Genomic DNA, 19,619 nt, shown 5'->3' on the forward strand with positions numbered 1-19,619 from the left:
ACAATGACGGCTGACATACGTGTATAACAACATGCAGCCGATTTAATTGATCAAAATTAAGGTTAGGGTTACAGGCTAAGTTCCAAAATTTTCCTGCTGACATCCAATGTGATTTCCTGGCGCTCGCCCAAGCGAATCATTCCATGGGCCTTTAGCTTTTCCTCAAGATCCGGGATGCTGTCGGTACCAATGCCATAATCAGACAAGCGGGTTTTTATCTGCATCCGCTCAAAGAATTTACGGGTCTGATCAATGGCAGCATCAATCCGCTGGTCATTGTCGCCTTCATTAAAGCCCCAGATGCGCTCGGCATATTGAATCAATTTTTCCCGCTTGCCCTGCCTGCACACCTCCAACAGATTTGGCAGAATAACGGCAAGTGTCTGAGCGTGATCAAGGCCATGCATGGCCGTCAGTTCATGCCCGATCATATGAGTGGCCCAATCCTGGGGCACACCAGCCCCGATTAAACCATTTAATGCCAGCGTTGACGCCCACATCAGATTGGAACGGACCTCGTAATCCTTTGGGTTTTCAAGTGCTTTGGGCCCCTCTTCAATCAAAGTCAGCAGCAAGCCTTCAGCGAAGCGATCCTGAATTTTTGCGTTCACCGGGTATGTCAGGTACTGCTCGACCACATGAACAAAGGCATCAACCACTCCATTGCTGATTTGTCGCAACGGCAGGGTATAGGTTTTTTCAGGGTCCAGTACAGAAAAAAGCGGGAATACATGGGGGCTCATGAAGGCCAGTTTCGCCTGTAATGATTTTCGTGTGATAACGCTGCCGCAATTCATCTCCGAACCCGTCGCCGGAAGGGTTAGTACCGTTCCCATGGGCAATGCCTTTTTAACCGGGGTGCCACCTTTTTCAAGAATCGACCACGGTTCTCCTTCAAATAAAGCCGCTGCTGCAATGAATTTTGTTCCGTCGATGACAGATCCCCCGCCAACTGCCAGGAGAAAATCAATTGACTCCTTATGCACGAGTTCAACTGCTTTCATAAGAGTTTCATAAGACGGATTGGGCTCAATACCACTGAATTCGAATAAGGTGTACCCATGAAGGGCCGCAAAAACCTCATCCAGTGTTCCGTTCTTTTTAACACTGCCTCCCCCGTACAGTACGAGGACCCTACTTTCGGAAGGAATACACTCTTTAATAGTAGCTATTTTTCCCTTGCCAAACAAGATATTGGTAGGGTTCTTGAAATTAAAATCTAACATATAATTATCCTTTATTCGTCTGTGTTGAATTTATTGTTTAAATAATGGGTGAATCTTAATCAGGGCCTTAGAAAAAAATCAAAAAGGAGACTTATGCATTCTTTGACCGGCGCTGTTGAGTTCACTATTTTCATATTCAACAACGCCCCTTCCCAGGCATTCCAGATGAATTCTGTTAAGGCATCAGCTGAAATATCACCCCTGACAGTTCCCATGGTTTGACCTTGACTGATCTGTTTTGAAACACGATCTTTCCAGACAGCCGTTGCCTGATGCATTTTTTGCCGACACAGATCACTGGCCTCGCTAATCTCCGCCGCCAAATTTCCGATGAGACAACCCGTTCTCACTTCACTTTGTTCATGATGGGAAATGATCATCTCAAAACTGTATCTCAATGCCCCAAACGGTTCCTTTGGGCCGCTTTTGAGCAAATCGTCCCAAAGGATCGATAAGTTATCCGAATAGAACTGAATAATTTCAACGGTGTAGTCTTCCTTGCTTTTGAAATAATTATAAAATGACCCTTTCGGCACACCGACTTCATCAACAATTTCCTTAATCCCTGTTCCATTGAAGCCGTTTTCTCCAAACAAAATAAGTCCGGTCTGAAGGAGTTTTGTTCTGACTTCAGTTTTTTGCTTTCTTTTTTTCATGGTTATAAAATATGACCGGTCGTCTTATTGTCAAGAAAGTTTTTTAAACATGCTCCTTCCTCCAAAAAATAGACACAGATTAAGTCAATTTTTTTAGATAAAAGGTCCTTCTTTAGTGGATAGTAAAAAAGTGTCTATGTCTATCATTATGGGGTTTCAAGCTGTGATGGAACGGTGAGAACTGGAAAAAGAAAGTGTCGCTTTTAGCTGAAATTGACCAATACCATATATGGTATATGAATATTTTTCAGTTTTGAAGTTTTGATTCCACTATATGAGCCGCAACCGCAGTTACAACCCAATTTTGAACTATAAATTTTATAATATATATACATCACATTTTGGCAGATTTCAGAAAATTCCTTCCCGGGGTCTGAACAAAAATCAAGTTGGTCTCCAATAAAAAACATTTTACCAGATCCTTCCTTAATCAATTATATTTTCATGATAGTTGATATTTCGAAATATCTTTACAGGCAGCATGAATATTGAGTAGAGTGTATGATCATAAATAAATGCTGATCAGTCATTAATTTGTCACTTCGAGGGTAAAATGTTTGATGATAAAAGCTATTTATATAAGCACACAGAAATGCCCAAAGGAAAGTCAAGTGCAAGGTTGCATGTTACGAAGGCTATCGAAAGATTAGAATGGAGAGACAATAAAACTCAATACGTCAAAATTGATGGTGATCGATTGAAAGAGTTTTATGATGAATACGTTGAATTAGAGACTAAACTCAAGAAAATTAGGGATATATTTGGCGATACCCAATCTTAAAAACAACGCATAACCATCCGGCTTCACCAGATCGCAGGGGTCGGGGCGCTTTGGAAACCTTTGGGTTAATGTAATTCATAGAGATTTAAAAATTCTTAGTAGCCCCTTCGCCAGGTGATCCGGGGCGTTATTAATAGGGATAACATGAACTATCTTGAACTGATAAAAAAAGAGTGTTTTGAGGAATCCCCTTACTTCAAAGATGAAATAGATTTTCTTAAATCATTATTTATTGAAAGAAACTATTTTGATATTATCATTATTGCACCCCAACTAATGGAAAAAATCGCATACGAGATTGATGAATGTTATGATCAATACTTAACCAGGAAAATGGGAGAACCTTCTGAAGAGGAAAAAGAGGTACATAGTTTATATAGTAGGGTTATCAAAGAAGAATCAACAAAAGCGAGGGTTGCAAAAATACTTATAGACCTATATCAAAATGAACATTTCGATTGTTCTTTTTCAAGAAATGAATTTATTAAATATTTTACCAAATTGGAAAACATAATATCTTGCCGTAACCATCTTGCCCATGATTTTTACAAGATCCAAATTTCAAAGAAAAGAATTAAACAAGTTGCAAATGAAGCAATTGAACTCATTGAATTATTGGCATATTATCCAGGATTAGGATATTAAAATTCACAATTCCGACTGCTGAAGCAGATCATTAAACTATATTTTTTGATAAGCTTCATATATTAGGTACTTCCTCATAGTGGTTTTTTTAATATAAAAAAAACATTCCCCCCCTTCAGGCATAAGAATATCTTGCCAGATTACATTTATTCTTGGATCTTTGCCTGCCAAATGATTTATGGCAATATTTGATATATCCACAGCATCCACCTGGAAGCCTTTTTTTAAGCAAGGAATCTGCTATTTCTGCCATTTCCACAAGCAAGATCCAGGGTGTTCCCATGAGATGCCAGAGAGATATACTTTTTTAAAATATTTGAAGGATGATTGTCAGGTTTCAGAACAGACAAATCAAACTTGATACCAGTGAGGGATATTACAAATCATTCTGAGAAAGGGGATGGTTTTGATGATTTGGGTGTAAAAAAGACTGTTTAACCAGTTCCCCTATAGTCCCATATGCAAAACTGATAATGCAAATTTTTTTCTGTATTTATAATCCGTATACAAATTGAATGGTATCAACACCCTTTATTTACCTTATTATTTACTCTTGTACAAAACCCTGATACACTTATACATAGAATTTAACTGAAACATGCAGGGAACAAGAGTTTCCGTTGGTAGCAGTTTGATTGCAAACAAATCTCTGCGTCGCTACCAAAATAATGAAGAGGCTTGATACATAAGCCTTTTAACATAAGCGAAACCCCCGTTTCCAATGGTGTACAAACGCATCAGAAACGGGGGTTTTTTTTAAGATAATGTTCCCAAGTTCATGATTTGTTGTCCATTTCCTCTGCAATGGGCTGACATTATGCTTATTTTATACACTTTTTGCCCTGTCCTGCCCCTTGACATTTTTGATTCAGAACAAAGTTTATGGGTATTATTAAAACCGTAATTGCAGGATCTATATAAAGGAGTGTGTATGACGGGTGTATATGAAATTTATATAAAAGATCATTTTTCCGCTGCCCATGTGTTGAAAGGGTATGATGGAGATTGTTCCAATATGCATGGCCACAACTGGATCATTGAGGCCTATATTCAGTGCACAAAACTCAACGAACTGGGAATTGGTATTGATTTCAGGGATGTAAAGGAAACGGTAACCAATGTACTCAGTAAGCTTGACCATACCACACTCAATGACATTGCAGAGTTTAGCAGCATCAATCCAACATCTGAAAACATTTCCAAATTTTTATATACCGAACTGTCCCGACGGCTGAACACCGACCATATCACCGTCAGCAAAGTCATGGTATTTGAAAGCCCCGGATGCGGGTCTTCCTACCAGGAGGGATAAGTGCAGCTGAACGTCTGCGAAATTTTTTACAGCCTTCAGGGGGAATCCTCATTTACCGGGCTGCCCTGCATTTTCATACGGCTTTCCGGATGCAATCTGAAGTGTTCATGGTGTGACACCGGGTATGCCAACACAGAATTTCACGCCATGACATTTGACCAGATCCTGAAAAAAGTGGATGCGTATAATTGCAATCTGGTTGAAATCACCGGCGGTGAACCTTTGCTGCAAAACGATACATCCAAACTGATATCCGTACTGTTAAAAAAAAAATACCAGGTTCTCCTTGAAACCAACGGCAGTAAAAGCATTCAAAATATCCATCCGGACTGCATAAAGATCATGGATATCAAATGTCCGTCCAGCAATGAATCAAATAGTTTTTTGTTCGATAACATCCCGTTCTTGACAAAACAAGACGAGATCAAATTTGTCATTGGTTCCAGAAAAGACTATGTGTTTGCCAAAGCCATCATTGAAAATGAATTAACCGGTATTTCCCAAAAAAAAATCCATCTGTCACCGGTTTTCGGACACATAGCGCCTGACGTCATTGCTGCCTGGATGATAGATGACAATCTTCATGCAAGGCTTTCCCTGCAGCAGCACAAAACCATATGGGAACCGGACAAAAGAGGGGTTTAACACAGACAAATGACTGACAAAGCCATTGTACTTTCCAGCGGCGGGATTGATTCCACCACTGCCATGGCCATTGCAAAATCAAAGGGCAAAGAGATTTACGCCCTGAGTTTCAGATATGGACAACGCCATGCCCTGGAACTTGAAGCATCCAAACAGGTGGCCATTTCTCTGGGGGCAAAGGTCCATAAAATCATTGACATTGATTTAAGGCAATTTGGCGGCTCAGCCCTGACCGATGATATCCATGTTCCCAAACATGACACAATGGATGATATTGACAGGGACCAGATTCCCATCACGTATGTTCCCGCCCGAAACACCATTTTTCTGTCCTATGCCATGGCCTGGGCTGAAGTGTTAATGGCCACATCCATATACATTGGTGTGACAGCCGTGGATTATTCCGGGTATCCTGACTGCAGGCCCGAGTTTATTGATGCATTTGAACGAATGGCCAACCTGGCCACCAAAACCGGCGTCACAGGACAAGCCATCCTGACCATTGAAACCCCTTTGATCCATCTGTCAAAAGGAGACATTATCAAAACAGGAAATGACCTGGGGGTGGATTATGCGTTAACCCTTTCCTGTTATGACCCCGATGCCAACGGCAGGTCCTGTGGCAGATGTGACAGTTGCCTTCACAGGATAAAGGGATTTAAAGAAGCCGGTATTAAAGATCCGACGGTTTACGTTTAGCCCCAAGGGCTTGCGCATAGATCTCCACCGGATGTTTCACCGCCACCGGCTGTTTTAATCTGGCCAGCATATCAGATATCTGCATCATGCATGCAGGACAGGAGGTTGCCACTGTGGAACACCCGGTATCAATAATGTTCTGGGCTTTTTTCAGGCCAATTTGGGTTGAAATGTCATAGTGGGCAAGATTGAAACTTCCCCCCATGCCACAGCAGGTGTCACTGTCCTTCATTTCTTTTATATCATGGCCGGCAGCAAGAATGACTTGCCGGGGCTCATTAAATATGCCCAGGGATTTTTTCAGGTGACAGGGATCATGATAGGTAACCTTTTTTTTGCCCCCCTCATTTTCTGGAATTGCAGATGTCAGGTCAAACCGCTTTTCCATGAGCCAGCTGATATCCACGGTTTTTTCAGCCAATGCTTCAATCCGGCGTAACAATAGTTTATCCCCTTGTTTTAACAGGGAGGGCCACAGGTTTATAATGGTGGAGGAACAGGTGGCACAGGCCGTCACCAGATAATCAAATTTTTCTTTTGAAAAAAGGTCTATATGGCGTTTTACAAGGACCTTAAAGGTTTCAAAATCGCCGGATGCAATGGCAGGAATACCACAGCAGCCCTGATGGGAAGGGATAAACACCTGGGCATTAAAATGGCTTAATACATCCACCACGCTGTGGGCAATATTGGGAAATGCCTTGTCAATCAAACACCCCACAAAAAACGCCACCTTTACCCCTTTCCCGTCAATCCGGCAGTCTATGCTGCCAAGGGTCTGGTTAAAAGCGGTGTCGTCCAGGGGAACCATATGTCGATGCCGCAGCAGTGGCGAGGCAATCCTGGCACAGGACGTTTTCTGGACATTGTGCTCTCGTTTAAAAAATATTTTTTGAAATGACGCAACCCGCCCCATGAGACCATTGAATGTATCCGGGTGAGACAGCAGTTGTTTAAACACTATTTTTTTTGCAAAGGGTAATCCCAGATATTGCGCAATGATGACCCGGGCCTTTAGAAATATGTCAAGAACATTCACGCCACTGGGACATCCATGGGCGCAGGATCCACAAAGAAGGCATCGTTGGAGACGCTCGTTCACCCCTTTTGCATCATCAAACATCTGGTCAATCAATCCATTGATCAGTACCAGCTTCCCCCTTGACACATCGGCTTCTTTTCCGGTCTGGGCAAACAACGGGCAATTGGCCTGACACATCCCGCAACGGGTACAAGCGGCCAGTTGATCTTCCAGCTTTCTCACATCCCGGGCAAGCTGCTGCATTTTACCGGTGGCCGCCAGGTTACGTGTTACCTTCAGGCTATTCAGGTTAACCATATGAATACTCAGTGGCCTGCCGAACTTCCTGTTTGATCTCCCGTTCATGAATACCGATCAGGTACAGAAGACCGTCCAGCCCAACACTTGAAATGGTATTGGAGGCTCGCTGCCGGACAACCGGTTTGGCATTGAAGGCAACCCCTAAACCGGCAATGCTGATCATGGGAAGATCATTGGCCCCATCGCCCACGGCAATGGTCTGTTCAAGGGCGATCCCCTCCTTTTGGGCAATCTGTCGTAACAAGATGGCTTTTTTCTCACCATCTATAATCTCCCCTTTCACCTCGCCGGTGACCACGCCATCTTCCATATCCAAGTCATTGGCATACATATAATCAAATCCCAGCCGATCCTTTAAATATTCACCCACAAAGGTAAATCCACCGGACAGGATCCCCAGCTTGTAGCCCAGGCCTCTCAGGGTCTTGGTCACCAGGTCCGCTCCCTCCGTCAAGGGCAGGGTCTTTGATATGTGAGCCAGCTGTTCTTGTTTTATCCCTTTTAACAATGCCACCCGTTTTCTAAAACTTTCTTTAAAATCGATTTCCCCCCTCATGGCAGATTCAGTAATTTTATCCACCTGCTGCCCCATCCCCACCAGCTTGGCCAGTTCAACAATGACTTCGGCCTGAATCAAGGTGGAATCCATGTCAAAAACAACCAGTTTCCTGTTTTTTCTGTAGATGTTGTCCACATGAAAAGAGATATCAATCCCGGCTTTTTGAGAAATTTCCATGAATCTTTTTCTCATATCAAGAATATTCAACGGTTTTCCACTGACGGAAAGCTGCACACTGGCCCTTGGATTATGCTGGGTTTGTTTAAGGGAAATCCTGCCTGTCAAGCGGGAAATACCATCAATGTTCAAATGATTATCAGCGATGATAGAGGCAACAGCGGAAATCTGCTGGGCCGTTATGGTTCTGCCCAAAAGGGTAATAATCCGTCGTTCTTTGCCCTGGGCATGAACCCATTTTTCATAACTCTCCGAGTCAATCGGCTTTATGTCAATCTGGAGACCCATTTTATGGCCCTCATACAACATATCTTTGAAAATGGGGGAAAAATCCCTTGACTTGGGAATTTCAGCCAGAATCCCCAGGGAAATATGCTCATGGATAACCGCCTGACCAATATCCAGGATATTCACCTCATATTCTGCCAAAATCCCTGTAAACTTTGCATCCAGGCCTTTTCTATCCCTGCCGGTAATGTTGATCAATACGACATCACTCATTGCCCTTATCCTTCACTTCATATTTAACGGTTATCATTGTTTTTTTACCCTTAATATCAGCATCGCGGAAATCAAATAAAACCCTGCAAACAAAGGGAACACCATTTTAAAATTTGACCCGGTCATATCCAGGATGATGCCGGACAGCCATGGGCCTAAAATCCCTGCAACAAATCCGTATGCCGTAAATACCAGCCCGAACACTTTCCCAAAATTTTCAAGCCCGAACACCTCGGTCACCAGGGGGGCTGACACCGTAAACATCGCACCAAAGGCAAGCCCGATAAAGCAGGCCAGAAAGCTGATGATATACAGGTGGCTGACCCACGGCATCAACAGGTACGCCCCCGATGCCATTGAAAAAACAATCATCAGGATGTGCCCCTTGGAATAGTGATCCGACAGACGGCCGCAAACCAGGCGGCCGATGCCGTTTAACACATTAAAACAGGTCAACATATAGACATATTGTGTGATATCATATCCCAGTTTCTGCCCAAAGGATGATGCCAAAACAATCAAGGAAATTCCCGCAGCACCGGACAGGGCCCATACCCCCCAGATAAACCAGAAAGAGGACATCCTGAGTATCTGCTTTGATGACAAGGTGGTTACGGAGTGTTCGGCCGGGTCTTTTTTTTGTCCCGGCATCCGTATGAACAAGGTCAGGGATGTGCCGAAAACAAGGGAACTGATACCGGCAAAACTGGACGTAAACGCATAGCCTTTTGAAACCAGCAGACCGGTAAAAACCGGTGCCATAATGGCAGAAGATCCCCCAAAGGTTAAATTAAAAATACCGGTGACCAATCCTTTCTTGTCGGGAAACATTCGTTGAAAAAGGGTAAGGCAGGGGATATAAACAAACCCACTGAAAAAGCCTTCAATAAACGCCCACAGATAAACGTGTTCAATGGCGGTGGCCTGACCCACCGCTATCATGGCAAGGGAAAACACCAAACTGCCCGTAAAAATAATATAGTGGCTGGGGATTTTTTCCTGTAGTTTTCCAGCCAGGTACATTGAGAACCCTGTTCCGGCAAGGATAAAAAACATGAGCTGGCCTATCTGGGCCTTATTCACATGGAACAGGGCCTGCCACTCCGAGGCCATGACACCGGGGAACCCAAACACAAATGCACCATTGAAAAAAATGGTGAGACATCCGAAAACAAGAATTATTCGTTTATTGGTAACGACCGGCATAGCTTTTTCAACTCCTGATGGGTGTTCAGCCTGGGATCATCCAATACCTTTTCAAACAGCAGGCGTTTTATCTTACCGATATCGGGACCGGGGGGGATCCCCAGAATCCGGACAATATCGTTCCCTTTAATGGCAAGGCCGTCCATCCGGAAAACGGATGGTTCAGCCATTACATTGAACAACTTTTTGAGCCTGATCCGGATGTCAGACAGGGTATAGGGCCTTTTGGCCAGATTCCCTTTTTTGTCTGCAATCCTCATTTGCATAAATGCCCGATAATCAAGTCCGTGTTCATCCAGCATGGACAGCAGTCGTCTGGCTGCCCTGGGTGTTGTCTGATCGGTCAACGGTCTCATATGGGTCTTTATCAAAGCCGTGATATAGGTGATCTCCTTAATGGGAAATCTTAAGGCAGTCAGATCCTGGATCACCGAGCGGGTATGATTCTCATGCCCGGGAAATGTCAATTTGCCTTGTTTTATTTCTGCAGCATCAAATTTACCGGTATCATGTAAAAACCCTGCCAGCCTTAACATTGGAAGGGTTGCCGGCACGGCATCTCCCACCAGCATGCAGTGGTCAAATACGGTTTCACCATGATGGGGACCGCCATCAAGGTCATGGCAACGATCAAGGCTGGGAAAAATTTTTGACAATAACCCGGTTTTTTTTAATGCCCTGAAAAAAAGAGAGGGCCGTTGCAACCCCAGTGCCTTCACGATTTCATGGTGAATTCTCTCTTTTGCAATGGCAGTGTCCAGCAAGTCCTTACAGGCAAGGATACTTTTAAGGGAAGAGACGGAAAGCGATCCGTCTATCATGGCCATGAACCGGCAGGCCCTGATCATTCTGACAGGATCTTCCCGAATTCTTTTGTCCGGATCATTGGTAAATCGGATAACAGCCGTTTCAAGATCTTTTCTGCCGTTAAAGGGATCAATGATCTTTTCAGCAATGGGATCATAGGCCATGGCATTAATGGTGATATCTCTTCTGGCCAGGTCTGATTCAGGAAAAGAGGAGAGATCAACAGCCCCCCGGCCGGAAGAAACCTCAAACCCGTTTACCATACAGATGGGAAAGGTTTTACCCACCTGTTTAACGGTCTGACCCGAAAAAAGGGATTCGATCTCCCGGATGGCGGCATGAGTCAGGATATCCACATCAACCGGCGGTCTTTTGAGCAGCATGTCCCGGACAGCCCCCCCGGCAATGTAGGCTGCAAATCCATTTTTCTGCAGGGTGTCTAAAATAAACTGAACAGATTTTCCCCATTTCATTAAAAAAAACCCTGGATCAGCACACCGATAAAAAGGAGAACGGAAATCACTGAATTAATATGAAAAAAGGCCATGTCAATCTGTGTTAAATTGTCTGGTTTCACCAGTTGATGCTCAGCGAGCAAAAGCACACCGATAATACCCAGAAACCCTAAAAAAACAGGGTGCATGGCAAAGGCAACATACATGGCCAGCAGAAACATAAAGGTCCCCACATGAAGCAGGGAAGAAATCTGCATGGCGCGTTTTGCACCCAGTTTTGACGGCAGGGAAAAAAGTCCTTCCTTCCGGTCAAACTCAATGTCCTGGCAGGCATATAAAATATCAAATCCGGCAATATAGGTCATCAGGCCCAGGCCCAGGAAAAGGATACTCCATGACAGGGTGCCGGTAATCGCCACCCAGGCCCCCACCGGCGCCAGGGAAATGGCAAACCCAAGGTACAGATGGCAGAATCGGGTAAACCGCTTGGTATAGGAATACCCCATTAACAACAACAAAACCGGGACGGAAAGCATAAAACACAACGGGGACAACATGGCTGCAGAAAAAATGAAGACCAGGCAGGACATCCCGACAAAGAGGACCGCTTCCTTTTTTGACAATTTACCGGAAGGAATTTCCCGGACGGCCGTTCTTTCATTTTTAAGATCAATATCCGCATCCACAATCCGATTAAACCCCATTGCAGCGGATCTTGCCCCCACCATGGCCAATAAAATCCAGGCAAGGGCCCCCATGGACGGCGGCTGTTTTTCCCAGCCCATGACCACAGCGGACAGGGCAAAGGGAAGCGCAAAAATGGTATGGGAAAACTTGATCATTTGCCCGTACACCTGTATTTTTCTATTTAAAACAAAATCCATTTTAATTAAACCTTTGGGCTTGATCTTAACGTCGCCCATTTGTCGTAATTGTTGGTTCGACGGGGTCAGGCTTGTGTTATTGTGCTTTTGATAACAGCCTGTAATAACAAACAAATTCAGCAAAAGCGTCCATAACGCAAGCCTGACCCCTCCTGAGTAAACTTCTCATTGGCCTAAACGATGACCAAGCCCAAACCTTTTAATAGATACCATAGGCAATGGTATCACAATTGGGGCATTTCCCCCCTTCCTGAAAATAGGTTTCTATCTGATACGCATATCGTTTTACCAGCACGGCATTACAGGAATGGCAATAGGTATTCTCCGACGACTGGCCCGGCACATTCCCAATATACACGTACCGCAGGCCGGCCTGTCGGCCCGCTTCATATGCCCTTTCCAGAGAGGATAACGGCGTTGGTGATCTGTCCATCATCTGGTAGCAGGGATGAAATCGTGAAATATGCCAGGGGGTTTCCCTGCCGATATCCGTGGCAATAAAATGGGCCATGGCCTCAAGGTCGCTTTGACCGTCATTCAAGCCCGGAATCAAAAGGGTGGTGATTTCCACCAGGATACCCAGGTCTTTCATGCGTTTGATTGTTTCTTTCACCGGCTCAAGCCGTGCCTTGCAATAGGTTTTATAAAACCGGTCATCAAAGGCTTTCAGATCCACATTGGCCGCATCCAGAACCGGCGCCAGCATGTCAAGGACCTGGGGGCTCATATACCCATTGGTGACAAAAACATTCAGCAGGCCCTGTTTCCTGGCAAGCATAGCGGTCTCAAGGGCCAATTCAACAAAAACAGTGGGTTCGGTATAGGTATAGGCAATACTGTCACACCCGGTTCCCAGGGCTTCGTTGACAATGGCTTCAGGGGAAAACCCGCTTCCCTGGATCATCCCCTTATTATCTGACGGCATATGGGCAATATCAGCATTCTGGCAGAACGCGCATTTAAAATTACACCCCACCGTGGCAATGGAATAGGCGAAGGATCCCGGTTTCAAATGAAACAGGGGTTTTTTCTCTATGGGGTCAACACTCCGGGCAATCACTCGTGGATATACCAGGGACAAAAGCCGGCCGCCTTTGTTTTCACGGACCCCGCAAATCCCCCGTTTCCCTTCTTTAATGACACAGAAATGGTGACAGATCTGACATTTTACACGTTGATCATCCAATTGTTCATAGATAAGGGTTTCCATGTTTAATCTCTCATCCGGGTGACCATTCCGGTTACCGGATTATACGCTTTTGATTTCTTCACCTTCAGCAATAAGGGCCGGGTCCGAAACGTTGGCACCGGTTTGATTCTCATACCAATAAGGGTCCCGCAAAATGATTTTTGAACAATGGCTATATTTTCAATGGCCGCAGCGATTCCACCGCAGGCAAACGGGAATTGCACGGTTGTTTTCCATTTTACAGGCACATTGCCCAGGATGGCAAACAGAATCTGTTTGAGCTCCCATATACTGAAAAAATGGGCCTGGCTATAGATATTGGGCACAAAAAAACTTTTAAACCGGCGCACCATGTTGATGGGGGCATACCGGTTTAGAACGCAGAGAACCACGGTATCCTTTGTCACCCTGCAGGCCTCTTCAATGGCCTTGGCCGGCCTGTCCGTAAATTCCAGGCTGGTGAACACGAACGCACTGTCAAAGGCATTGTCTTCAAACGGCAGATCTTCAGCCGAGCCCCGGTGAAGATCTGCCTGATGTCCCAGCCGTTTTGATGCCAGGTCCAGCATGTACAAAGAAGGGTCCAGCCCTGTCAGGTATAGCCCCCTGTCCAGTAGAGGCTCAAGGCTGATCCCCGTGCCGCAGCCGATATCAAGGATCCGCTGTCCTTTTTCCGGGGACAGCAGATCCATCATCAATTTGATTTCAAGATCCAGAAAATACCGGTTCCGGGGTTGCTCAAACCAGGCATCATATGCGCCTGCATCTTGAAAATCAAATACATAGCCCATGGTTATTCGATCATCTCTTTTACCTTTTCCATCATCTGATGGACGGCGACAACCGCTGGAGAATCTTCCTCCATTTCAAGAATCGACCGTCTTTCCATATCAAACTCAAGAAGATTTTTATCTTCGGGGATAATGCACACGATGGGAACCCCAATACTTTCAACCTCATCCAGGAAGGCTTTGCTTAAGGTTTCCGGGGCCCGGTTTACAATCAGACCCTTTTGTCGCACCTCCAGCTTGAGATCCCCCAGCATTTCATTGATTCTTCCCACGGCTCTCAGGCCCCTTAACGCATAGTCGGTAACCAGTAACAAGATATCCACCTTACCACTGGTTCTGCGGCTTAAATGCTCCATCCCGGCTTCATTATCCACCAGCAGGTAGCTGTAATTTTTTTCCAGTTCGTCGGAAAATCGATTCAGGATATTATTGACCATGCAATAGCATCCCTGACCTTCCTGACGGCCCATGACCAGAAGATCAAACGTCTTTTGTTCGATCAATACCTGGTTCATGAGCATTTCCAGATACACTATCTTATCCATACCCGAAGGAACGCCCTGGGGGTTTTTCATAAAATCTTCACGGATGTCACCCACTGTTTTATCGATATTCAATCCAAGGGTTTCTCCCAGATTACTATTGGGATCTGCATCAATTGCCAGAAGCGGATCCTTCTGATGTTTTGTAAAATATCGGGTCACAAGTGCAGAAACCGTTGTTTTTCCAACTCCACCTTTGCCAGCCATTGCGATTACTTTGCTCATATTTACTCCAAATCCAGTTATTTAATTCCACATTTCCCTAACATAACGCAATCTTAAAAAAAAGCAATCTATCTTCCATATTGCAGGGACAATTTATGATATTTTTTCAATTTTTCCTGAACCTTACCAAAAACCGTTTCTATGGGGTAGTGGCCGGCTGCATCTGGTTGACCGGCCTTGACACCGGTCAGCACTTCAATCCCTTCATCAATGTTGCTGACCCTGTAAAGATGAAAGGACCCGTTTTCAATGGCCTGGGCAACATCCTTTCTTAAAACAAGATTCTTGACATTTGAGACGGGGATCATGACACCCTGGGTTTTTGTCAGGCCTTTTTTCACACAAATGTCATAAAACCCTTCTATTTTTTCATTCACCCCCCCAATGGCCTGGATCTCCCCCTTTTGATTCACCGACCCGGTGACGGCAATGTCCTGGCGGATGGGAACCCCGGAGAGGCTGGACAGGACGGCATACAATTCCGTGGATGAGGCACTGTCACCATCAATCCCCTCATAACTTTGCTCAAATGTGATACTGATACTGACACTTAATGGATACGCCTGGGCAAAGATTCTTCCCAGATAACCGGAAATGATCATCACCCCTTTATCATGGGTCTCCCCCGAAAGATCAGATTCATGTTCCACATTAATGATCCCGGCAGGTCCCATATAGGACTCTGCCGTAATCCGCGTGGGCCTCCCAAAAGCAATTTCACCCATATCATAAACCGCCAGTGCATTCACCTGGCCGACGATCTTTCCTGTCACATCAATCAAAACAGACTGGTCCTCAAATTGCGCCAATACCTTTTCTTCATACAGGTTATGGCGAAACCGCTGCTGGCTGAGTGCCCGGAGCACGTATGCCTGGGAAACCAGCCGGGCATTCTCTTTTTTAGCCCAATAATCTGCTTCCTTTAAAAGCCCCAGGAGCTGACCGAACCGAAGAGACAGTTTCTGCTGGTTTGCCACCATTCTTTTCCCATATTCAATCACTGCCCACACTCCGTCAGCAGTGAAATTCAGCAGGTCTTCATCTTTACAGACCCGGGCAATAAACCGGGCATAATTGACCCCATTCTCATCGGTTAATTCCGCTTCATAATCAAAATCCGCCCTGACCTTGAATATTTTGTTGAATCGGGCATCGGCACTCTGCAATATCCGAAACGGTTCATACCCACCCACAAGGATCACTTTCACCTTCAATGGTATGGGAGCGGGCTTTAATGAGGGCATACCGTAATCTGCCTGGTCCGGCATATCTTCAATCCTGAGCTGTGAGTCCTGGAGCGTTCTTTTTAACGCTTCCCACACCGGAAGATTGACCAGAAGCGGCTCAATATTGATTACCAGATAGCCCTTATTGGCCCGTAACAAAGAGCCGGCCTGCACCAGTGTAAAATCCGTTTCAAATGATCCCATATTGGGTTTCTTTTCAATTTTTCCAAACAGATTGTGGAAACTGGGGTTGGGCTCAACCACCACTGGTGCCCCTTTTTCCTGTCTTCGGTCCACCAGTACATTGACCTGATATCGTTTCACAAGAGATCCGGTCATTTCCAGAACTTTTTTTCCTTCAGCCCCGTCATGGCCTTTCACCCCCAGGAAGAGGGCAATATTATCAATAATATCGTCTTTGACCTTTTCCAGATAGGTTTGAATATCCTTGCAATCCATGAAATAATACCGGACTGGATCAATCTGTTCTGAAATAAGCTGATCCGTTTTTGAGGCAGCCAGTTCTTTTAACACGGCCTTCATTTCCTCACCCAGCCGGTTGATCTCAATGAGGGCTTCATTCAGTCGTTCTTCCATCTGGATCATCCGCTCATCAAGATCTCGATGCGCCGCCTCATCCATGGATTCATAGGCTTCCTCGGACATGGGCTGGCCATCAAGGGCCGGAACAATCTGGTAATCCGCTTCGGTTCTGACGATGATCAGCCCTTGACCCTGGGCCAGCTGTTCAACATCCTCAAGCCGTTTTTTTTGCCGGGTGGCCGTTTTTTTATGAATAACCGCCTGCTCTTCCAGAAAAGAGGGGGTTTCAAAAGCTTCCGGTATTCTGGTCTTTAACACTTCGATAAACTGGGTCATACTTCTGCTGAAATAGACCGCCGATCCTGCCGGCATTTCAATAACAACCGGGCAATACTCATTGTCAAAATTATTGACCAGACAAAGGTCTTCCGACGTTTCCTGGTGTTTGGCATGCGCCATCAAAAGCGCCTGAACAATGGTGGATTTACCCGTGCCTTCCAGGCCTGTGACAAAAATATTATATTCCGGACCCTTCATGTTCAATCCGAAATCAATGGCTTCCACAGCTCGTTTTTGACCGATAATACTGTCCAAAGGTTCCAATTCCGATGTGTCCTGAAAATCAAACCGGTCGGAAGCATATTTTTTGCTCAACTCGTTTACGGATACTTCAAATCTTTGCCCCATCTGTTCTCCTTTTCCATATCATTACCGCATTCCATTGGAATGATTTCTGCATCTGCGTATAAGGTTGAATCATCAAATATATTGAATTGATACACCCCATTGGTCTTGTGCCAACCGCATCGAATGCGTTCTTTTGTTCTGTCGATTTCCCGGCAAAACCTGATTTTAATATTCCGGATCGGTCGGCCATTGGTATTGATCGTCCGCTGATACAAGGTTTCTAAAAATCCCAGGTATATGGTATTATTCACATGCCCGTTCACATCAAAATCCGAATACCGCAGGCTGATGTCCATCTCCTGTTCCGGCTGAATCTTCCCACAGGTCTCCCAGTCATTGATTTCCGTGTCAAAGGATGTTTCTTTTTCAACCGCATACCGCGTGGAAATTTTCCCCGGCACCCGGGAAATCCGCTTTCGTTTGAAATCATAAAAGAGCCAGACACTGGATCCCCGGGCGATTTCCACCTGGGAGGTGGTGTGTATCCGGTACTCCCGGAATCCTTTCACCCCTTCAAACCCCCTTGACCATGTGGTGATGACAATGTCCTCACCCAGCATGGGGTAACGGAAAAATTCGATTTCCAAGCGATGTAAAAACCAGACAAATCCTTTTTCAAGTAACACCTCCGGGCCAACCCCAATCTTTGTTGAATGAACCACTGCAATTTCCTGAAAAAACCGGGCAACCGACTGAACTCTCAATTTAAATTGATGATCCACATCAAAAAAGCCTATCTTATGGTGGTGTTCAATCTTCATTTCTATCCTCTTTAAGAATGCCGAAGTGTTCTGATTTAAATCTGCCTCTTTGGTCGGCAGCCATGATAACAGCCTTTAAGGCTGTATCCAATCTATTTGGAAGCCGCCATTATTGCAACCCAATTTATTGTGCCGGTTGTTCAGGCCTCTTGGTAATCTTTACCCAAAAAAAAGCCTGACCCCGTCCATTAAAGCGAATGTTTAAAAAGAAATTATTCTGAAGCAAGGTTTTCATATTGATTTTGTAGAAACTATCCTTATTTTTAAACCATATTTAACAAATAGACACCGGCGATTTTTGCTGAAATATTTTTGAGCAAAAAACGCCTAATATGTCTATTCTTTTTTAAGGAGCATATTATGGGCACGACTTACAATTGTACGAATATAAATTGTAATTTTCCAGGCAAAGATCAGTTTAAAATGACATTTAATACGGAATCCATTATTGATATCAATAATTTAGCCACTGTTTTCTGTCCGTTTTGTAAACAACCCATGGTGACATCAGAGATATTAAACGGCCTGGAAAAACCAGAGGTGAATTTAAAAGATGTTCAATCGCCTTCCTGATTTCAGGTAAAGACAGTGGCGTTTATCAACGCCGCCCTCCCCGCTGTCCGGCAGCGGGAAGGACGGCAAAACAAACAAACGGCGGGTTCTTTCTATTCGCCACAGCCTGAACTGCAGCCGCAACCCGTATCAGACCCACACCCTGAATCACATCCGCAGCCTGATCCACAATCATGGGAATCGGGTTCAAGGCCGGTCTCAAGAATGCAGATATCAAATTCAAGGGTTTTGCCGGCCAGAAAATGATTCAAATCCATTCGGATCGATTCTTCTCCGATCTCGCCAACGGTTGCCGGAACAGGCCGCCCTTCCGGATCCTGAAGCTGGAGTTGCATCCCCTCAGCCAGGGGAATCTCTTCAGGAAAATCCATTTTCGGTATATCCACATAATACGCATCATTGCGAAGGCCATACCCGTCTTCCGGTTCAATGACCACTGTTTTTTTTTCACCGATCTTCATTCCGATAACCGCCTGGTCAAATCCCTTGATCAGCATACCGGTTCCCACTGTAAATTTTAATGGAGATCCTCCCTCCGAGGTATCAAACACTTTGCCACTTTGAAGTTTACCTGTATAGTCAACCGAGATGGTATCCCCGGATTTTACTTTTGTTGTCATTTTATCATCCTTCAGGGAAATTTCCCTTTCCACCCTTGTATTTGGTTTTAAAATTAAAAATAACCACTGTATAAGATAATGCTCGCATATGTCCACCCAATTATTATTTTTTCAGCAACTCTCATTATGGCCATAACCAAACCGGTTCAGGCGACTATTGCGTTTTATAATGAGCGTTGCTGTATTTTTCTTTGTTACACCTCCAGAAAACTGCTATAAATTAACCAGGTAAAACAATTGAAACAAGGAGTCACCATGGAACTGATTAAAATTATTATTGCGATACTTCTCCCCCCCCTGGGCGTCTTTCTTCAAGTGGGCATTGGCAAGCATTTCTGGCTAAACATTCTGTTAACCCTTTTAGGCTATATCCCCGGTATCGTTCATGCCATATGGGTTATTGCAAAAAACAAATAAAAAAATATGCCATAGCTGTCACACTAACCCATCTTTTTGAACCAAAATTCATATGCCCTATAATTACAGCAAGTTATATTTTTAAAGGCTTTGTTATGGCACTACGTTTGTTTATTGTGCTCTTAATCGTCTTGCCGGGATGAGAGCATA

At 44.6% G+C, this 19,619-nt stretch carries 20 protein-coding genes; 7 read left to right on the forward strand and 13 right to left on the reverse strand.

All coding sequences use genetic code 11. The features are described from left to right. Positions 1-68: 68 nt before the first annotated feature. Together yqhD and Q1Q15_RS20330 are read right to left on the reverse strand one after the other, a co-directional pair. The gene (gene yqhD, locus Q1Q15_RS20325; protein WP_300464097.1) at positions 69-1,226 is read right to left on the reverse strand and encodes an alcohol dehydrogenase; all 1,158 of its coding nucleotides are present in this window, start codon (positions 1,224-1,226) and stop codon (positions 69-71) included. A 59-nt stretch (positions 1,227-1,285) separates the two neighbouring features. Further along, the gene (locus Q1Q15_RS20330; protein WP_300464098.1) at positions 1,286-1,882 is read right to left on the reverse strand and encodes a TetR/AcrR family transcriptional regulator; all 597 of its coding nucleotides are present in this window, start codon (positions 1,880-1,882) and stop codon (positions 1,286-1,288) included. 553 nt (positions 1,883-2,435) lie between these two features. On the opposite strand from Q1Q15_RS20330, the gene Q1Q15_RS20335 reads away from it, so the two are divergent. From Q1Q15_RS20335 to queC, 5 genes are all read left to right on the forward strand, one after another. Next, positions 2,436-2,663 (forward strand): hypothetical protein, encoded by a 228-nt coding sequence (locus Q1Q15_RS20335; RefSeq protein WP_300464100.1) that lies wholly within the window; start codon positions 2,436-2,438, stop codon positions 2,661-2,663. A 144-nt stretch (positions 2,664-2,807) separates the two neighbouring features. Beyond that, the gene (locus tag Q1Q15_RS20340; protein WP_300464102.1) at positions 2,808-3,308 is read left to right on the forward strand and encodes a hypothetical protein; all 501 of its coding nucleotides are present in this window, start codon (positions 2,808-2,810) and stop codon (positions 3,306-3,308) included. A gap of 931 nt (positions 3,309-4,239) precedes the next feature. Beyond that, entirely contained in the window at positions 4,240-4,620 is a 381-nt protein-coding gene (queD, locus tag Q1Q15_RS20345; RefSeq protein WP_300464112.1) for a 6-carboxytetrahydropterin synthase QueD, read from the forward strand. Continuing rightward, positions 4,621-5,265: a radical SAM protein gene (locus Q1Q15_RS20350; RefSeq protein ID WP_300464114.1), complete on the forward strand. Its 645-nt coding sequence runs from the start codon at positions 4,621-4,623 to the stop codon at positions 5,263-5,265. A 9-nt stretch (positions 5,266-5,274) separates the two neighbouring features. Continuing rightward, on the forward strand, positions 5,275-5,964 hold the full coding sequence (queC, locus tag Q1Q15_RS20355; RefSeq protein WP_300464116.1) for a 7-cyano-7-deazaguanine synthase QueC: 690 nt from the start codon (positions 5,275-5,277) through the stop codon (positions 5,962-5,964). Here queC and Q1Q15_RS20360 read toward each other — a convergent pair. From Q1Q15_RS20360 to Q1Q15_RS20405, 10 genes are all read right to left on the reverse strand, one after another. Continuing rightward, entirely contained in the window at positions 5,939-7,303 is a 1,365-nt protein-coding gene (locus Q1Q15_RS20360) for a (Fe-S)-binding protein (RefSeq protein WP_300464118.1), read from the reverse strand. The genes queC and Q1Q15_RS20360 overlap by 26 nt on opposite strands. Then, a complete protein-coding gene (serB, locus tag Q1Q15_RS20365; RefSeq protein ID WP_300464120.1) occupies positions 7,296-8,543 on the reverse strand; it encodes a phosphoserine phosphatase SerB in 1,248 nt (415 codons plus the stop codon). Before serB ends, Q1Q15_RS20360 begins: the two co-directional genes overlap by 8 nt. Positions 8,544-8,576: 33 nt before the next feature. Further along, positions 8,577-9,749 (reverse strand): MFS transporter, encoded by a 1,173-nt coding sequence (locus Q1Q15_RS20370; RefSeq protein WP_300464121.1) that lies wholly within the window; start codon positions 9,747-9,749, stop codon positions 8,577-8,579. Further along, complete coding sequence (locus Q1Q15_RS20375) at positions 9,722-11,029, reverse strand: CCA tRNA nucleotidyltransferase (RefSeq protein ID WP_300464123.1); 1,308 nt, start codon at positions 11,027-11,029, stop codon at positions 9,722-9,724. Before Q1Q15_RS20375 ends, Q1Q15_RS20370 begins: the two co-directional genes overlap by 28 nt. Continuing rightward, positions 11,029-11,895: a UbiA-like polyprenyltransferase gene (locus tag Q1Q15_RS20380; RefSeq protein WP_300464125.1), complete on the reverse strand. Its 867-nt coding sequence runs from the start codon at positions 11,893-11,895 to the stop codon at positions 11,029-11,031. The genes Q1Q15_RS20375 and Q1Q15_RS20380 overlap by 1 nt, the downstream gene beginning before the upstream one ends. Before the next feature lie 199 nt (positions 11,896-12,094). Continuing rightward, positions 12,095-13,105 (reverse strand): AmmeMemoRadiSam system radical SAM enzyme, encoded by a 1,011-nt coding sequence (amrS, locus tag Q1Q15_RS20385; RefSeq protein ID WP_300464127.1) that lies wholly within the window; start codon positions 13,103-13,105, stop codon positions 12,095-12,097. Between the two features lie 2 nt (positions 13,106-13,107). After that, positions 13,108-13,875 carry a class I SAM-dependent methyltransferase gene (locus tag Q1Q15_RS20390; protein WP_300464128.1) on the reverse strand — a complete coding sequence of 256 codons (768 nt, stop codon included), beginning with the start codon at positions 13,873-13,875 and terminating at the stop codon, positions 13,108-13,110. Between the two features lie 2 nt (positions 13,876-13,877). After that, entirely contained in the window at positions 13,878-14,642 is a 765-nt protein-coding gene (locus tag Q1Q15_RS20395) for an AAA family ATPase (RefSeq protein WP_300464130.1), read from the reverse strand. A 68-nt stretch (positions 14,643-14,710) separates the two neighbouring features. Beyond that, positions 14,711-17,098: an ATP-binding protein gene (locus Q1Q15_RS20400; RefSeq protein ID WP_300464132.1), complete on the reverse strand. Its 2,388-nt coding sequence runs from the start codon at positions 17,096-17,098 to the stop codon at positions 14,711-14,713. Further along, a complete protein-coding gene (locus Q1Q15_RS20405; protein ID WP_300464133.1) occupies positions 17,071-17,859 on the reverse strand; it encodes an acyl-ACP thioesterase domain-containing protein in 789 nt (262 codons plus the stop codon). Before Q1Q15_RS20405 ends, Q1Q15_RS20400 begins: the two co-directional genes overlap by 28 nt. A gap of 360 nt (positions 17,860-18,219) precedes the next feature. Between Q1Q15_RS20405 and Q1Q15_RS20410 the strand changes: the two genes are divergently transcribed. Further along, positions 18,220-18,432: a hypothetical protein gene (locus Q1Q15_RS20410; RefSeq protein ID WP_300464134.1), complete on the forward strand. Its 213-nt coding sequence runs from the start codon at positions 18,220-18,222 to the stop codon at positions 18,430-18,432. Positions 18,433-18,524: 92 nt separating this feature from the next. On the opposite strand, the gene Q1Q15_RS20415 is transcribed toward Q1Q15_RS20410, so the two are convergent. After that, entirely contained in the window at positions 18,525-19,052 is a 528-nt protein-coding gene (locus tag Q1Q15_RS20415; protein WP_300464135.1) for a peptidylprolyl isomerase, read from the reverse strand. A gap of 255 nt (positions 19,053-19,307) precedes the next feature. Here Q1Q15_RS20415 and Q1Q15_RS20420 point away from each other — a divergent pair, with 255 nt between their 5' ends. Next, on the forward strand, positions 19,308-19,469 hold the full coding sequence (locus tag Q1Q15_RS20420) for a YqaE/Pmp3 family membrane protein (protein WP_300464136.1): 162 nt from the start codon (positions 19,308-19,310) through the stop codon (positions 19,467-19,469). Positions 19,470-19,619 lie beyond the last annotated feature (150 nt).

It is taken from the genome of Desulfobacula sp., assembly GCF_030145145.1.
Lineage (GTDB): Bacteria > Desulfobacterota > Desulfobacteria > Desulfobacterales > Desulfobacteraceae > Desulfobacula.

Bases quoted from the DNA above. Each gene is read 5' to 3' on its own strand.
- yqhD (WP_300464097.1), bottom strand. From the start codon at position 1,226: ATGTTAGATTTTAATTTCAAGAACCCTACCAATATCTTGTTTGGCAAG.
- Q1Q15_RS20330 (WP_300464098.1), bottom strand. From the start codon at position 1,882: ATGAAAAAAAGAAAGCAAAAAACTGAAGTCAGAACAAAACTCCTTCAG.
- Q1Q15_RS20335 (WP_300464100.1), top strand. From the start codon at position 2,436: ATGTTTGATGATAAAAGCTATTTATATAAGCACACAGAAATGCCCAAA.
- Q1Q15_RS20340 (WP_300464102.1), top strand. From the start codon at position 2,808: ATGAACTATCTTGAACTGATAAAAAAAGAGTGTTTTGAGGAATCCCCT.
- queD (WP_300464112.1), top strand. From the start codon at position 4,240: ATGACGGGTGTATATGAAATTTATATAAAAGATCATTTTTCCGCTGCC.
- queC (WP_300464116.1), top strand. From the start codon at position 5,275: ATGACTGACAAAGCCATTGTACTTTCCAGCGGCGGGATTGATTCCACC.
- Q1Q15_RS20360 (WP_300464118.1), bottom strand. From the start codon at position 7,303: ATGGTTAACCTGAATAGCCTGAAGGTAACACGTAACCTGGCGGCCACC.
- serB (WP_300464120.1), bottom strand. From the start codon at position 8,543: ATGAGTGATGTCGTATTGATCAACATTACCGGCAGGGATAGAAAAGGC.
- Q1Q15_RS20370 (WP_300464121.1), bottom strand. From the start codon at position 9,749: ATGCCGGTCGTTACCAATAAACGAATAATTCTTGTTTTCGGATGTCTC.
- Q1Q15_RS20375 (WP_300464123.1), bottom strand. From the start codon at position 11,029: ATGAAATGGGGAAAATCTGTTCAGTTTATTTTAGACACCCTGCAGAAA.
- Q1Q15_RS20380 (WP_300464125.1), bottom strand. From the start codon at position 11,895: ATGGATTTTGTTTTAAATAGAAAAATACAGGTGTACGGGCAAATGATC.
- amrS (WP_300464127.1), bottom strand. From the start codon at position 13,105: ATGGAAACCCTTATCTATGAACAATTGGATGATCAACGTGTAAAATGT.
- Q1Q15_RS20390 (WP_300464128.1), bottom strand. From the start codon at position 13,875: ATGGGCTATGTATTTGATTTTCAAGATGCAGGCGCATATGATGCCTGG.
- Q1Q15_RS20395 (WP_300464130.1), bottom strand. From the start codon at position 14,642: ATGAGCAAAGTAATCGCAATGGCTGGCAAAGGTGGAGTTGGAAAAACA.
- Q1Q15_RS20400 (WP_300464132.1), bottom strand. From the start codon at position 17,098: ATGGGGCAAAGATTTGAAGTATCCGTAAACGAGTTGAGCAAAAAATAT.
- Q1Q15_RS20405 (WP_300464133.1), bottom strand. From the start codon at position 17,859: ATGAAGATTGAACACCACCATAAGATAGGCTTTTTTGATGTGGATCAT.
- Q1Q15_RS20410 (WP_300464134.1), top strand. From the start codon at position 18,220: ATGGGCACGACTTACAATTGTACGAATATAAATTGTAATTTTCCAGGC.
- Q1Q15_RS20415 (WP_300464135.1), bottom strand. From the start codon at position 19,052: ATGACAACAAAAGTAAAATCCGGGGATACCATCTCGGTTGACTATACA.
- Q1Q15_RS20420 (WP_300464136.1), top strand. From the start codon at position 19,308: ATGGAACTGATTAAAATTATTATTGCGATACTTCTCCCCCCCCTGGGC.